The sequence below is a fragment of the Selenomonas sp. ND2010 genome, from assembly GCF_000702005.1.
GTDB lineage: Bacteria > Bacillota > Negativicutes > Selenomonadales > Selenomonadaceae > Selenomonas_A.
Window position 1 is genome coordinate 33,561 of record NZ_JNKI01000002.1, and the last position, 16,365, is coordinate 49,925.

The window sequence follows — 16,365 nt, forward strand, 5'->3', positions numbered from 1 at the left end:
CATTTTTTGCAAATAAATAGTGATTCGTTACTGGTGGGATAAGGAGGGATTTCCTACAGATACAGGCAGGATTTTGACTTGTCAAAAACGAAGTATGCAGAAATGAAAAAACGAAATTTTGTTTGATGGGCTTTACTGGAGAGAGGAAGCTTACTATGAGCAAAAAAGGCCAGTTTTTTAATCAGCCTTATATTGTGTCATCGGAAATGCGAGCGGCGTTGGAAGGACTTGCTATTCCCCTGGCGATGTATCAGTTTTTGCAGGGCAAGATCCAGGTGCTGTTGGTATCAGATGGCTTGTTGGCGTTGCAGGCTCCTGGGTGCACTCGGGCGGCATTGGTGGCGCAGTTTGAGAACGACATGTATAAGAATGTTCATCCGGATGATACGGTGCATGTGGCGGTAGCGGCGATGGACTTTGCCCGCACGCAGGGCGGCATTTATGATGCGCTGTATCGGGAACGGCTCTATGGCAGGGAAGAATATCGCATTTTGCATGCCCGTGGGACTCACTGCTATTTGGAAGATGGTACGGAGTATGCTGTGGTATTTTACGATGATGTTACCGAAGCGATCGATGCCTCTCACTCACATGAGAAACTCTATATTCATACGTTGGAAGAATTGATTAATAGCAATGGTGAGGCATTTGCTATCGTCGGAGCAGAGGGACACGAACTTTTTATGTGCAATCATGCGATGCGTGTCCTTTGGCCGCCGGTTCGTTTTTTTGACAGTGGGATAACGTTTGAAGAATTTTTTTATCCAGTAGATGACAAGAATATCATTTCCCTGGATGATTTGGCAGATGGTCCTGAGACGATTGTGCCAATGCCGGGGAGTGAGACGGAAATCCTGCTGCAGGTGATACGAACGCTTTGGAAGGGGCAGCCCGCTTATCTCTTGCGGGCTGCTTTGCGGGATGAGAAGTTTTACGATGAACGGACCAATCTTCCTAATGGCAATTACTTCCACTTGCGTGGGCACGTGGTTGGGCAGCGATTATTGCGTGAAGGCAGGCAGCCGGCTATTATGGATATTCGTGTTTGTCGTATGCCGTCACGCAACAGCCGATATGATTTTTCCGAAGATGATAATCTTATGATGCGCATTGCCAATCAAATCCGGCAGCAGTTTCCTAGTGACTTGGTTTGCCGCTTCGGCGATGAACGTTTTGTGGTGCTGAGTGCTGCTAGTGAGGCTGAAGATGCTTTCGCGGAAGTGAAGCGGCAGGTCATGGAACAAGAGAAAGGAGATGTGCTTCGGATTTATGCCGGCATTTGTCTCGATGGTGGCGATGCGGAAGATTTTTTACATGCCTGCGATCGGGCAAAGCTAGCCGCGGATTATTTGTGCTCATCACCAGAGAAGGATTGGGCGTATTATGCTCCGGAGATGGAGCAGCAGGCGGAGTTATATGATTATATTGCGGCACATATTGATGAAGCGGTGCAACGAGGCTATATTCAAGTATATTATCAGCCGATAATCCGTACGCTTACGCGTACACTATGCGGTTTAGAGTCTTTGGCGCGTTGGCAGGATCCACAGCGGGGCATGCTGAATCCTGGATCTTTTATTTGCACGTTGGAAAATACGCGGCAGATTCACAAGTTGGATTGTTATGTAATTCAGCAGATTTGCAAGGATTTGCGTGCTTGCCTGGATATGGGGCGACCGGTAGTGCCGGTTTCCGTTAATTTGTCCCGGCTGGACTTTTTACTTTGTGATATTTTTGATGTAGTGGAAGCGGCAATCGCAAACTATGGTCTTGCGCGGAATCTTTTGCACATCGAGGTGACAGAAAGTCTGTTGGTGGGAGAGGAGACCGTTCGGCAACAGATTTCCCGTTTTAAGGCAGCTGGCTATGCCGTGTGGATGGATGATTTTGGCAATGGGTATTCTTCGCTTAACACGCTAAAAGACTGTGATTTTGATGTACTCAAATTGGATATGAACTTTGTGAGGAATCTAAATGAGCGGTCGCAAGAAATCATTCGCTACACGGTGGCGATGGCCAAACGCATTGGATTTGAAACATTGGCTGAGGGCGTGGAGTCCGAGGAGCAGCTTCAGGTTTTGCAGGAAATGGGTTGCGAGATGGTACAGGGCTATTTTTTCGGACGCCCGCAGCCTTTGTTTAGTGCGTTTGAATTCATCCGTCAGCAGGAAATCGAGATTGAGCAGGCAGCCGATGTTGCTTTGTTTCGGGAACTTAGCCGGACGAATTTTTTGATTGATAATGGTATCGCAGTGGTAGAGCTTCGGCAGGCGCGGTTTCATTATCTTGGAGCAAATTCGTATTATACCGATTTGTTGCGTATGTTTGGCTTTGAAGGATTGCAGGCAGAGGAGGTCGTTCTGAATGGTGGTGCGATGGACTGGCTCAGTCTGATTTATGGACTATGTCAGGAAGCTCGGAGTCAAGGACAGGTAGTTTCGCATAATTTCCTGTTGAAAGGAAATCTCTGTCTGCTGAAAATTGAGTTTGTTGGTGCACGGGGCAGTCAGCAGTTTTATCGATTTATGACGCATAATGCCACCAATAATTTTTCGAGTTGCGAACTGTCGAAGTTCCATCCGTCTTCGCAGTATTTGATTGAGATGTTTCAGGACATTGCGCTCATCGATGTGGAGCAGGATAGTTTTGAAAAGGTCTATTCGCAAAAGCACTGGAGTGGTTTTGAAGAAGCATTGTCGTTTCGGGAAGTCGTGGGACTGTTCGCCCAGCAGGTGATTCACCCTGAGGATAAGAAACGGTTTGTCACGCTTATGCAGCTTGACTGGCTGACACAGATGGAAAAAAAGGAACAGCGCTGTCTACGGGAATTTTTCCGCATTAATTTGCCGGCGGGCGGCAGCCGCTGGGTGGCGCTTAATATTCTTGCCACGGAATCGAACAAACGATTTTTGTTCTGTATTCAGGAACTGCCACAGGATAAATTAGCGGATTATTTCAACTACATCTATGCGCAGTACGAACAAGCCGCTTATCATGAGGTGGATGAACGGACGGGACTCTTGAATCGCACGGGATTTGATCGTTATGCGTACGAGTATTTGGCGCAGCACCACGATAAGCCGGCGGTTTTGTTGGTAGTGGATATTGACAATCTACAATTTATTAATGACCGTTATGGCTATGTAGTGGGAGATAGAGCCATACATTGTGTGGCCGATGACCTTAAAGGGATATTTGGCAAGGATAGTATTGTTTGCCGTAATGCCAGTGATGAATTTTTGGTCTTTATCAAAGAGGCGGATTGGTCTCAGGTAGAACCTCGGGTGAAAAAGTGTGCGCAGGAATTACATAGCTTTGCCTTTGAGGGGAGTGAGATTGCAGTCACCCTTTCGATTGGAGCGGCTGGGTATCCGATTCATGGAAAAAATCTGCCGGTGTTAGGCCGCAAAGCTGATGCCGCGCTTTATCAGGTTAAGGGACAGGGTAAGCATTCGTATCTCGTGTTTGAGGCAACGGGCAACAGTCAGTGGTGTATTCCTCTGGGGCTCGACGATATTGCAATCATGGATGGGTTGCCTGGGGCTGTTTTGGTATACCGAGCGACTGGGCAGGGAGAAATTCTCTACGGGAATCAGGGCTTGATTGATTTAGTTGAGTGCAGGGATATGGAAGAGCTCTTGCGGTTTGTGCAGGGGAGTTTCCGCAATCTTATTTTGCTGGAGGACCGTGATGCTGTGGAGAAGAGCATTTGGAATCAGATTATGCATCAAGAAGGCAGTCGCATTGATTTTGCGTCGTTCCGTATCGTCACGCGGAAGGGCAATGTCCGTTATGTGCATGCGATTGGCAGACTGATGCGCAATCCAAAGCAGGGGGAGGTGTTCTATTCGTTTTTCTACGATGATGCCCAGCAGCGACAGCTTATGGATTATCAAACAATGCCTTATGATGCTGGGATTGCTATGACATTGTCGCAGGAATTTATGACGGTGTATTCGCTGCGGTTACCGGAGGAAACATTTGAAATTCTCAAGCTGGATGATCGGCATAAGACGAAAGTTGGCCGATTGCTGCTCGATCGGCCGTATCGCGAGATTGTGGATGATTTTATCAATACGATTGTTTGTGCGCGTGATCGCAAGGCGGTTCGTCAGGCGATGTCGACGCGGTATATGTTTGAGCAGCTTTGTAAAGCGCCGTACTACAGTCAGATTTATCTTAACGATGAACAGGTGTATTACGAAATCAAAATTGCGCTCGAAAGCCGTATGGGGGAGAACATGCAGGTCCTCATTGGTTTTGCTGAGTGTGATGAACATTCGCGGCGTGAGATGTACGACCGGCAAATTATTCAGGCGATTGCACAGGAATATGGTTTGATTCTCGAATTGCAATTACAGGAGGACAGGATTGAGCGGTGTCTGCATCGATCGGAAAACATGTCCTTGCTCGATTATCATAAAATCTTTGATACCGATTGCTACTCGACCGGTGTGCTTGATTTTTGCCGGGAGGCGGTAGAGGAAAAATATCGCGAGAAATTGCAGAATGAATTGTCGGTTAAGGCCTTGCAACGTGCACTTAAGAAAAAAAACAGTATCCGCGGCAGTTTTGAGAGCCAAGCGGGGCGGTATTATGAGTGGAAAGCTGTTCGCATTGATGCGGCTGAAAGTCAGGTCAACCATGTTTTGCTGGCATTAGCGGATAAAGACGATGAAATCCGTCGTGAACGTGTGCATGCTTTGGAAAAGCGGCAAAGTACGGATATGATTGCTGGCTTGGCGGAGGAATATGCAGCGGTTTACTTGCTGGATTTGCATACGGGGAAACTTGTTCCCTTCCAACAGGAAGCACGATTGCTGGAGGAGGTTTTTCCCCTTCACAAAGGCTACAGCCTGGCCATGAAATCCTTCGTGGAACAAAGAGTTTATGAACCAGAACGCTTGCGGGTCCTTACGGCGAGCAGCTTGGAAAAGGTTCAGGCGGAGCTTGAGAAGAATAATACGTATTCGGTTATATTCAGTGTTTGGCAGGAGGGGATGCTTTGGTTCCGCGAGCTGAAGTTTGTCCGGATGAAGCAAACAGGGATACCTCGTCAAGTAGTGTTAGGATTCCTGGACCGTGATGATGAAATCCGCCTGCGCTATGTCAACGAACAATTGGTCAAGGAGTATAGTGCAATTTATGTCTGCGAGTTGGAATCCGGCCGTATCCGTGGCTTTTTGCCCTTCAGTTATGTTAAAAGTCAGCAGCTGGAGTCTCGAGATTATCGAACGGTGATTGGGCCGCTGGCCAGCCTGGTGGCACCCGCTTATCGGCATTTATGGGAACAGCTCAGTGACCCACAGTATGTGCAACAGTTGTTAGTGGTGGACAATCGGCGGGAGTATATTTACGAAGTGCCGGGGATCGACAATACTTGGCGTCGCGTTATCTTGCAGGTTACGGATCGGCAGTCGGATGGCCGTGTATCGCGCATCATCATGTCGTTCATGGCGATTGACTTCAAACAGGCGGAGCAACTAGCGCTTGACCGTAAGGTCAAACAGCAGAAGAAGAAGCTGGAAACACAGCATGATCAATTGGCCTTGGCACTGCAGCAGGCAAATGCGGCCAGCAAGGCCAAGACGGATTTTCTGTCGAATATGTCCCATGATATTCGTACGCCGATGAATGCGATTATTGGATTTACGGAATTGGCCGAGGCTCATCGGGATAATCTAGACTTGGTGCATGAGTATTTGCAAAAAATTTCTACGGCCAGCCGCCATTTGCTTTCGCTTATCAACGATGTGTTGGATATGAGTCGTATCGAGAGTGGGAAAGTGACGCTGGAGGAAAAAGCGACAAATCTTTTGGAATTGGTACAGGGAATCCGCGATATGCTGCAAAGCGATATGAAACAGAAAGGGTTAGACTTTTTCCTCGATGTGGAGGGCATCCAAAATAAGCTGGTGGTTTGCGATAAACTGCGAATAAACCAAATCCTGTTGAATTGTCTATCCAATTCCATGAAATTTACGGCAAGTGGTGGCAGCATTGGTTTGCGTATTGTACAGATGGATAATGCGCCAGCTGGCTATGGAAATTTCAGTTTCGAGGTTTGGGATACGGGAATTGGTATGAGCGAGGAATACGTTCGTCATATCTTTGAACCCTTTACCCGCGAGCGGACTAGTACCGTCAGCAAGATTCAAGGAACTGGCCTTGGTATGGCAATTGTCAAGAATATCGTGGATATGATGAATGGGTCCATCAGTGTCTATAGCGAGCAAGGCTGTGGGACGACGTTTCATATTGAACTCGTACTGCGGCTGGCTGAGGATGCAATGGAACCTTTTATGAAGAAAAAGGAGAAACATTTGCCAGTGGCGGGGCATTTTGCTGGCAAGACGATTCTGGTCGTTGAGGATAATGAAATCAATCTAGAAATTATTTTGGCCCTGTTGGGCGATTTCGGTGCAAAACTTGTGTCAGCCGAAAATGGTGCGCAGGCGGTGGAGCTATATTCGCAAGATCCCCAGCGGTTTGACCTCATCCTGATGGATATCCAGATGCCAGTAATGGATGGACTGGAGGCGACTAAGGCGATACGTAAAGGCGAAGAAGGAAGGCGTGTTCCGATTTTGGCTATGACCGCCAATGCCTTTGCCGAGGACCGGCGCGTGGCTATGGACAGCGGAATGGATGACTATATCACCAAGCCGGTGGATATGCCAACGCTGCTACTGAAATTGCAGGAATATCTAGGATAAGGAAAAGACGGCAAATTGTCCGGTGTGTGGACGGTTTGCTGTCTTTTTGTATTATATTTGTGCACACGAGGAGTGAAATGTTCTATTTGATAGAAAAATATGGATAAAAGTAATAAAATACGTTAATATATAGCTTAGGAGTTGTAAACAATGTTAAAACAATGGAAACTATATGATACTGTGCCAGAGTCGGCAGAGTTTGCGAAAAAGCTTGGCATTACCGAAATGTCAGCTGGGATTTTGTGGCATCGTGGCCTTACGAATATAGAGGAAGCCGATCGTTTCCTTCATCCGGAGAAACAGCCGTTTTACGACCCGTTTCTCATGAAGGATATGGATGTAGCAGTCGCGCGCATCAAAAAAGCGATTGAAGGTGAGGAGCGCATCATGGTCTATGGGGATTATGATGTGGATGGTATGTCGGCAACTTCGTTGTTGGTGCATAATTTAAAGGCACTGGGGGCGAAGGTGTCTTTTCATATACCCGACCGGGTGAAGGAAGGATATGGTTTTAACCTTCCCGCTTTGCAGCAGATTGCAGCCAAGGGAACGACTCTTTTGGTATCTGTGGACTGTGGCATCGCATCGGTAGATGATGTGGAAAAAATGAAGGGGAAGCTGGATATCATTGTGACGGATCATCATCTGCCAGGTGATACATTGCCAGATGCATTGGCTGTGGTCAATCCGCATCGTGCCGATTGTCCGTACCCCGATAAGGAGCTTTGTGGTGCTGGCGTTGCCTTTAAGTTATGCCAGGCGCTATGGCGCGAATTGGAGGACGAAGACTATGTGCAGGATTTGGAATTGGTGGCGCTGGGAACGGTGGCTGATATCGTTCCGCTCACTGGTGAAAATCGCCGCATTGTGAAAGAAGGTTTGGCTGCAATGCCGAAGTCTTCGTTTGCCGGGATTCAAGCACTGATCAAGGTAGCGGGCATTCAGGACAAAGCGGTAAATACCGGTCATGTGGGGTTTCAGCTGGCACCCCGCCTCAATGCGGCGGGGCGTATAGGTTCGGGCGTTAAAGGTGTTCGACTGCTTCTTTCAGAAAGCAAAGAGGAAGCGGATAAACTGGCGTTCGAGCTTGATTTACTGAACAGTCAGCGCCAGGCCATTGAGCAGGAAATTTTAAAGCTGGCAGAGAACCAGTTGACGGGAAAAGATCCGGATAATATGCCAGCTATCGTGGTAGCTGGCGAAAATTGGAATCCTGGAGTTATTGGCATCGTGGCTTCTCGTCTCGTGGACCGTTACTACAAACCGACCATTGTTTTGAGCATTCAGGAGGATGGCGTTTGCAAGGGCTCTTGCCGCAGTATTGAGGGGCTTCACATGTATGAGGCACTCAAGAAGTGCAGGGAGCATCTGATCCAGTTCGGTGGTCATGCGCAGGCAGCAGGTCTTTCGGTGGAACTTTCGAAACTCGAAGCATTCCGGGAAGCTTTTTCGCAAGTGGCAGCTGAGACCCTTTCGGAGGAAGATTATATTCCAAAGGTTAAAGTGGAGTTTGAACTGGCACCGGAAGATATCACCTTTGACTTGGTGGAGGAATTGGAACTTTTTGAACCCTATGGGATGGGAAATCCAAAACCGCTTTTCGGTTGCCGAGGAATCCGGGCGATGGGGGCAGCGGCAATCGGCAGTCAGAAGCAGCATTTGCGGTTTCAAGTAGGTAAGCCGTCCGAACCGATTCATGCGCTCTTTTGGAATAAAAGTGAATATGCTGGTATTGTCAATGCCGAGTCCATAGATATGGTATACAGTCCAGCGATCAATGAGTGGCAAGGGCGTCGCAGTCTTCAGTGTATGGTGGATACGTTGGGGCCGGCCGATGGGGAGAAGATTTTCCCAGAACGCGAGCAGTTGGTAGCGATTTATCGCTTCCTTTATGGGATTCAGCAACAGGAAAACGGCATCCCGTATACCGCGGCAGAGCTCACGGTAAACTTTTGCCGGCGGGGGAAACGGATTTCCCTGTATACGATGAGCACAGGCCTGCGTATTTTTCAAGAATTAGGCCTTTTACGGCTCGATTTGAAAGAAAAACACTACTATCTGCCGAAAGCTTCGGGGCGGATGGAATTAGATAATTCGCCGACGTATCGACGTCATCGCTGAGGAGGGACGAGAAATGAACGATAAGGATAAAGCACCCGTTACCATTGAATCGATAATTACGTCGGTAAAGGCCTATGAACCAAAGGCAGATATTTCGATGATTCAGCGCGCTTATGACTTGGCTGCTGCTGCCCATAAAGGACAGACGCGTGTTTCGGGTGAGGAGTATATTATTCACCCACTGCATGTGGCACAAATTTTGACAGAGCTTCATATTGACGATGTGACCATCAGTGCGGCACTATTGCATGATGTGGTAGAGGATACGCTCTATACCAAAGAGCAGATTGAAGAGATGTTCGGCGAGGAAGTCGCCATGATTGTCGATGGGGTTACGAAGCTCGGACGCATCAAGTATAAGTCAAAAGAAGAAGTTCAGCTGGAAAACTATCGCAAGATGTTCTTGGCTATGGCCAAGGATATCCGCGTCATTATGGTTAAGCTGGCAGACCGTCTGCACAATATGCGCACGCTCAAATATATGCGTGAGGACAAGCAAAAGCGCATTGCCAAGGAGACCATTGAAATTTATGCGCCGCTGGCGAATCGTTTAGGTATATCCAATGTAAAATGGGAACTTGAGGATTTGTGCCTGCGCTATTTGGAACCAGATATTTACTATGATTTGGTGGAAAATGTAAAACAGAAACGAAAAGAGCGGCAGATATTTATTGATACGGCTATCGAGCAAGTCGCTGAAAAACTCAAGGAAGCAAATATCAAAGCAGACATTAAAGGCCGTGCTAAACACTTTTATAGCATCTACAAAAAGATGAAGCGCGATCACAAAGATATCAGTGAAATCTATGATTTGTCGGCTGTACGCGTGCTGGTGGATAGTGTCAAAGATTGTTATGGCGTGCTAGGGGTTATCCATGCAATGTGGAAACCGATTCCGGGACGGTTTAAGGACTATATTGCGATGCCAAAGTCCAACGGTTACCAGTCCCTGCATACAACGGTTATGACGCGCGGCTATCCGCTGGAGATCCAGATACGCACGTTCCAGATGCATCAGGTTTCTGAGTTCGGTGTGGCTGCACATTGGAAATACAAGGAAGCTGGCAAGGGCGCAACGGCTGGAAAGGCCATGGATCAGAAGATGAACTGGCTTCGGCAGATGGTTAATTTGCAGCAGGAACTTTCCGATCCGAAAGAGTATTTCGAGGCGCTAAAGGTGGATATTTTCTCGGATGAGGTGTTTGTCTTTACGCCGAAGGGCGATGTTATCGACTTGCCGAAAGGATCGATTCCTATCGATTTTGCCTATCGCATTCACACGGAAGTTGGACATCACTGTGTGGGAGCCAAGGTCAATGGCAAATTGGTGCCGCTGGAGCACAAACTCAAAAACGGCGATATTGTCGCGGTCATCACCAATAAGGCCAACAACGGGCCGAGCCGCGATTGGCTAAATATCGTAGCATCATCCGAGACGCGCAGCAAAATTCGCTCGTGGTTCAAGAAGGAGAAGCGTGAGGAAAATATCGAACGCGGTCTTGAACTCATCAAGGATGAAGCCAAGCGCTTGGGCTATATGCCAAAAGAACTCTTAAAAGAGGGCAGACTGCTAGAGGTTGCCAAGAAGCTCAATATTCTCACCGAGGAGGATTTATTGGCTACGCTGGGGTATGGTGGAGTTCCCATTCATGGCATTTTGACGAAGCTTATCGAGATGCACAAGAAGGAAGTCCAGGAGCGTACGCCGCCAGATATTTCAAAGATTCTGGCTGAGCTTAAACATCCGCAGCAGCATGGCAAGAAAAACAAATCGAGCCATGGCGTGCTGGTCGAAGGCGAAAGTGGTGTTATGGTTCGGTTGGCTCGGTGCTGTAATCCGATTCCAGGGGATCCCATAATCGGTTTTGTCACGCGTGGCCGTGGCGTATCGGTTCATCGTACTGACTGTCCCAATGTATTGCAGGATACGGATTTTTCCCGGTTAATCGACGTTGGTTGGGATATTGGCCTTGATAAGCAGTACACCGTTGAACTCGAGATCGTCTGCAACGACCGCAGTGGTATTTTGAATAGTGTTTTGGCAGTTCCTACCGAAATGAAAATCAATATTCATAGCATCAATGCGAATCCGAATCGCAGCAACAAGACTTCAACGATTATGCTCGGACTTGATGTGCGCAATTCTACCCAAGTCACCCAGATCGTTACGAAGCTTCGTCGGGTAAAGGATGTTTACAGTGTGGTTCGAAAGATGAGCAGTAATGTCAATGGCTAAAGGCGAAAATACAGTCTTCTATGAGGGGAGACTGTATTTTTGCGAAATGACGAAGAGGCTGGAGTTTTGTTTGTCATACGAGTGGATTTCTGCTATAATGAATATATTTGATTCATATCATAATTTGTGTGTTATAAGACGGAGAACACGGTACGTTTTATAGATAGATAAAGGGGTGGGTTTTATGGCACAGACTTTTACGATGGAAGATTTGAAAGAGCGTTTACAGGCGCGTCAGCATAAGATGACGCCACAGCGTCAGACGGTTTTGCAGATTTTCTTGGAACATCCGGGGGAACACCTTTCCGCCGAAGATGTTTATAACATTTTGCGCGAAAACAAATCGGAGATCGGTTTGGCAACGGTTTATCGGAGCCTGGAACTGTTGTCTGATTTGGGTATTTTACAGAAGATGGAGTTCGGAGATGGCTGCAGCCGTTACGAAGTCAATACGACCAATCCGTCGGAGCATCACCATCATCATTTGATTTGCACGAGATGTGGCAAGGTCATTGAATTTGAAGATGATTTGATGGATGATTTGGAAGCGGATATTGAGACGAAGATGGGCTTCCATGTGGAAAACCATCAGGTGAAGTTCTACGGGGTCTGCAAGGAGTGTCAGCAGGCTTGAAGGTAAGGACGTTTACACTCAATTCGAAAAAAGAAATCATCTCCAAGATTACCCGCGAGGTCCTAAGCCTGTTTAAGGTAGAAATCGTTGGGCGGCGTGGGGCGAGTGATTATGAACAGCTGTCGGTAGTCAATCACAGGCTGCCGGTAACTGAGCCTGGCGCACATGATGGAGAGCTGGTTTGCATGGAAACCACGTTGCTATTGTTCGATGCAACAGGCACGGTAACACGATGGAAACGCGTGTCAGTCGGCAAAAGCGATGAACTAGAGCGGGCTGCGGTAAATCGAACCATCAAGCGCAATCTTTATGATATCTTTATTGAGGAGCTTCATATGCCCCAGGCACCCTGGGGCATTCTGCATGGGGTCCGGCCGACGAAAATCGTTCATCGCTGGATTTCGTATGGCATGAAGGAAGAAGCTATTGTCAGACGTTTGATGACGGATTTTGCCTGCAGTGAGGAAAAAGCCCGTATCATTACGCCGATGGCTTTCCGTCAGCTGCCTTTTTTAAAGACTTCGGATGAAAAGACAATCAGCATTTATGTCGGCATCCCATTCTGTTTGACGCGCTGTCTGTACTGCTCGTTCCCTGCCAATATTTTGCCAGGGGAAAAGCAGCTGCAAAAGTTCATGGAAGTCCTGCAAAAGGATCTCATGGCAGCAAAGGATGCCGTGGAACATTACGGCTTTACCGTGCAGAACATTTATATTGGTGGTGGTACGCCTACGGCACTTCCTGACCAATATTTTGCGAATATGATGCAGATGGTATATAATGCTTTTTATGGGCCTCAGCTGGTGGAGTTTACGGTAGAAGCAGGGCGTCCTGACAGCATTACGCCAGCGAAAATCCAGACGATGGTGGATTGCCATGTCAGTCGGGTAAGTGTCAATCCACAGACGATGCAGCAGCGTACGTTGAAAATCATCGGTCGGCAGCATACCCCAGAGGATGTTGTGGCTATGTATCAGGCACTTCGCAAGGCTGGCATACCGGAAATCAATATGGACCTCATTCTAGGACTTCCCGGGGAAACGGCCGAGGATGTTCGCGATACGATGGAAAAGGTGGTCGCGTTAAATCCCGACGATATCACGCTTCATGCCTTAGCCTTGAAACGAGGCTCCCGGTTGAAACTCATCATGGAGGAACGTCATGTCGATTTGCCCGATGATGAGGAAACCCGCAAGATGTCTGAGGTAGCGATGTCCTTTATGGAAAAGGGCGGTTATCAGCCCTATTACCTCTACCGACAGGGATATATGTCCGGTGATTTGGAAAATATCGGCTGCTGTCGCGACGGAGCCGAGGGCATGTATAACATCCAGATTATGGAAGAACATCAGACCATCATCGGCATTGGCGGTTCAGCCACGACGAAGGTGGTCGACTTTGCCCGCAAACGCATGAAGTCATCCTTCAATGCCAAGGACTTGGTAACATATCTGCGTGATGTAGATATCTATATAGAAAAACGCAGGCAGCTCTTAGAGGAGGCCTGTGGCAAACAGGGGGAAACCAACGAATGTTAACCAATGCCCCTCGGGGAACGAAAGACATTCTGCCCGATACAGTCGGCGAATGGAATTATGTTGAACAGAAGATTCGTGAGCTCTGCGGCCGTTATGGATTCGAAGAAATCCGTACGCCGGTCTTCGAGCATACGGAACTTTTCCATCGCGGCATCGGTGAGGGTACCGATGTCGTCGATAAGGAGATGTATACGTTCAAGGATCGCGGCGACCGCAGCATTACGTTGCGTCCGGAGAACACGGCCTCGGCTGTCCGCGCGTATCTGCAGAACAAGCTCTATGGCGATTCGTCGCTCGTAAAACTCTTTTACATCGGCTCGATGTTCCGCTATGACCGTCCGCAGGCCGGCCGCATGCGCGAGTTCCATCAGTTCGGTGTCGAGGCACTCGGCGAAGAGAATCCGATGGTCGATGCCGAAGTCATCATGGTGGCCATCGATTTCCTGCGCTCGCTGGGCCTCAAAGACCTCAAGCTGAGTCTGAACTCGGTCGGCTGTCCGCACTGCCGTCCGAAGTATCGCGAGGTCCTTCAGGACTACTTCCGCGATAAGCTCGACGATCTCTGCGACGATTGCAAGGACCGTTTCGAGCGCAGTCCGCTGCGCATCCTCGACTGCAAAGCCGATGCGGATAAGCCGTATATGGCCGATGCGCCGAAAATCACGGATTGCCTCTGCGACGAGTGCCAGGAACATTTCCACAAGGTACAGCAGTATCTGACGGATGCTGGCATCGAGTTCGAGCTCGATCCGCGCTTGGTTCGTGGTCTCGACTATTACACGAAGACGGCGTTTGAAATCAAGTATGCACCGCTCGGCGCACAGAGTGCGGTCGCTGGCGGTGGCCGCTACGATGGCCTCATCGAGGAAATCGGCGGCAAGCCGACGCCGGCCGTTGGCTTTGCCACGGGTCTTGAGCGCGTCCTTTTGGCCCTCGAGAAGCAGAACCTGCTGCCGGAGATGGACAAGAAGACTGACGCCTATGTGGTGGCGCTCGGTGATGAGGCTCAGGGCCCTGCGTTTAAGCTATTGACGCAGCTGCGCCAGGCTGGCCTCAAGGCTGGTATGGATTATGCGGGCCGCAGTATGAAGGCCCAGATGAAACAGGCAAACAAGGCGAATGCCCGCTTTGCGCTGATCATCGGTGAAGATGAAGTCAAAGAATCCTGCGTGATGCTCAAAGATATGGAAAAGAGCGAGCAACAGAAGGTTTCTTTTGATACAATAATAGAAAAGCTATGTGCTGAGGTGAAAGGTTAATGGAAACATTACAAGGCATGAAGCGCACGCATCATTGCGGTGCACTTCGCAAAACCGACGTTGACCAGGAAGTCGTCCTGTGCGGCTGGGTCTCCCGTCGTCGTGACCATGGCGGTCTGATTTTCGTTGACATGCGTGACCGTTCTGGTTTCGTGCAGGTCGTATTCGATGAGGCTTCCATGAATGAGGGCACGTTCCACAAGGCTGAGTCCCTGCGTAACGAGTTCTGCATCGCTGTCCGCGGTAAGATCCGCGCCCGCAGCGAAGAGACCATCAATCCGAATATGGAGACTGGTGAAGTTGAGGTCGTTTGCGCTGAACTGCGTATCCTCAATGAGGCGAAAACGCCGCCGTTCTACATCCAGGATGGTGTCGATGTCGATGAGAAGATTCGCCTCAAGTATCGTTATCTGGATCTTCGTCGTCCGGAGATGCAGAAGAACATCATGCTGCGTCACCGCGTCACGAAGATCATGCGTGACTTCTTTGACCGCAACGGCTTCCTCGAGATCGAGACGCCGATGCTCTGCAAGAGCACGCCGGAAGGCGCTCGTGACTTCCTGGTTCCGAGCCGCGTAAATCCGGGCGAGTTCTACGCTCTGCCGCAGTCCCCGCAGATCTTCAAGCAGATCCTGCAGGTCGCTGGCTTCGAGAAGTATTTCCAGATTGTCCGCTGCTTCCGCGATGAGGACCTCCGTGCTGACCGTCAGCCGGAGTTCACGCAGCTCGATATCGAGATGTCCTTCATGGATCAGGATCAGATCCTGGGCCTGATGGAAGAGCTCGCCAAAGAGATGTTCGAGAAGGCTATCGGTGCGAAAATCGAGACGCCGTTTGAGCGCATGGATTGGGATACGGCTATGGACAAATACGGTTCCGATAAGCCGGATCTCCGCTTCGACATGCCGCTCATGGATATCTCCGAGTTCGTCAAGGGTTCGGACTTCAAGGTATTCAACGCCGTTATCGAAAACGGCGGCATGGTCAAGTGCATCAAGGTTGACGGTTATGCTGACATTCCGCGCCGCCGCCTCGATGATCTCGTCAAGTTCGTCCAGATTTATGGCGCGAAAGGCCTTGCCTGGATTCAGTACAGCGAAGAAGGCATCAAGAGCCCGTTCAAGAAATTCTACAGCGATGAGACGTTTGCGAAAATCGCTGAGGCTACGGGCGCCAAGACCGGCGACCTGCTGCTGGTCGTTGCTGACAAGCGCCTCGTCGTTGACACGGCTCTTGGCCAGCTCCGTCTCGAGATGGGTAAAGAGCGCAACCTCATTGACCCGGATGCGCTGCGTTTCCTCTGGGTTGTCGATTTCCCGATGTACGAGTGGAGCGACGAGGAGAAACGCTGGAAGGCTATGCATCATCCGTTCACGGCACCGCGTGACGAGGATATCCAGTATCTGCAGTCCGACCCGGGCCGCGTAAAAGCTAAGGCTTACGATATGGTCCTCAACGGCGTCGAAGTCGGTGGCGGTTCGCTGCGTATCTACAATGCAGAGCTGCAGGAGAAGGTATTCGAGTCCCTGGGCCTTACCTATGAGCAGGCACATGAGAAGTTCGGCTTCATGATGGATGCGTTCCAGTATGGTACGCCGCCACATGGTGGTCTGGCATTCGGCCTTGACCGTCTCGTCATGCTCATGGCAAAACGCGATTCCATCCGCGATGTCATCGCGTTCCCGAAAAACCAGAGTGCCCGCGACGTCATGTCGGCTGCACCGTCGCCGGTTGAGGAAAAACAGCTCCGCGAACTTTCCATCCGCACGGCTGTCAAGAAAAAAGAGAATAAACAGGAGCAGTAAGCCTCTCGCTTTTGCTGGCTGATATAGCACCTTTCCTAGGGAAACTTGGGAAAGGT

7 protein-coding genes are annotated in these 16,365 nt (G+C 49.3%); all 7 read left to right on the forward strand.

All coding sequences use genetic code 11. The features are described from left to right. Nucleotides 1–155: 155 nt before the first annotated feature. The 7 genes from T504_RS13725 to aspS all read left to right on the forward strand — a co-directional run bounded on the left by T504_RS13725 (nucleotide 156) and on the right by aspS (nucleotide 16,309). Complete coding sequence (locus T504_RS13725; RefSeq protein WP_051635140.1) at nucleotides 156–6,716, forward strand: EAL domain-containing protein; 6,561 nt, start codon at nucleotides 156–158, stop codon at nucleotides 6,714–6,716. 150 nt (nucleotides 6,717–6,866) lie between these two features. Continuing rightward, a complete protein-coding gene (gene recJ / locus T504_RS0101750; RefSeq protein ID WP_033169343.1) occupies nucleotides 6,867–8,837 on the forward strand; it encodes a single-stranded-DNA-specific exonuclease RecJ in 1,971 nt (656 codons plus the stop codon). Nucleotides 8,838–8,850: 13 nt separating this feature from the next. Then, nucleotides 8,851–11,073 (forward strand): RelA/SpoT family protein, encoded by a 2,223-nt coding sequence (locus T504_RS0101755; RefSeq protein ID WP_033169344.1) that lies wholly within the window; start codon nucleotides 8,851–8,853, stop codon nucleotides 11,071–11,073. A 184-nt stretch (nucleotides 11,074–11,257) separates the two neighbouring features. Continuing rightward, nucleotides 11,258–11,707 carry a Fur family transcriptional regulator gene (locus T504_RS0101760; RefSeq protein WP_033169345.1) on the forward strand — a complete coding sequence of 150 codons (450 nt, stop codon included), beginning with the start codon at nucleotides 11,258–11,260 and terminating at the stop codon, nucleotides 11,705–11,707. Continuing rightward, entirely contained in the window at nucleotides 11,704–13,245 is a 1,542-nt protein-coding gene (gene hemZ, locus T504_RS0101765) for a coproporphyrinogen dehydrogenase HemZ (protein WP_033169346.1), read from the forward strand. The genes T504_RS0101760 and hemZ overlap by 4 nt, the downstream gene beginning before the upstream one ends. Next, a complete protein-coding gene (hisS, locus tag T504_RS0101770; protein WP_033169347.1) occupies nucleotides 13,239–14,504 on the forward strand; it encodes a histidine--tRNA ligase in 1,266 nt (421 codons plus the stop codon). Before hemZ ends, hisS begins: the two co-directional genes overlap by 7 nt. Further along, nucleotides 14,504–16,309: an aspartate--tRNA ligase gene (aspS, locus tag T504_RS0101775; protein ID WP_033169348.1), complete on the forward strand. Its 1,806-nt coding sequence runs from the start codon at nucleotides 14,504–14,506 to the stop codon at nucleotides 16,307–16,309. The genes hisS and aspS overlap by 1 nt, the downstream gene beginning before the upstream one ends. Nucleotides 16,310–16,365: the final 56 nt, after the last annotated feature.

Coding starts and splice junctions, on each gene's coding strand:
- T504_RS13725 (WP_051635140.1), top strand. CDS start 156: ATGAGCAAAAAAGGCCAGTTTTTTAATCAGCCTTATATTGTGTCATCG.
- recJ (WP_033169343.1), top strand. CDS start 6,867: ATGTTAAAACAATGGAAACTATATGATACTGTGCCAGAGTCGGCAGAG.
- T504_RS0101755 (WP_033169344.1), top strand. CDS start 8,851: ATGAACGATAAGGATAAAGCACCCGTTACCATTGAATCGATAATTACG.
- T504_RS0101760 (WP_033169345.1), top strand. CDS start 11,258: ATGGCACAGACTTTTACGATGGAAGATTTGAAAGAGCGTTTACAGGCG.
- hisS (WP_033169347.1), top strand. CDS start 13,239: ATGTTAACCAATGCCCCTCGGGGAACGAAAGACATTCTGCCCGATACA.
- aspS (WP_033169348.1), top strand. CDS start 14,504: ATGGAAACATTACAAGGCATGAAGCGCACGCATCATTGCGGTGCACTT.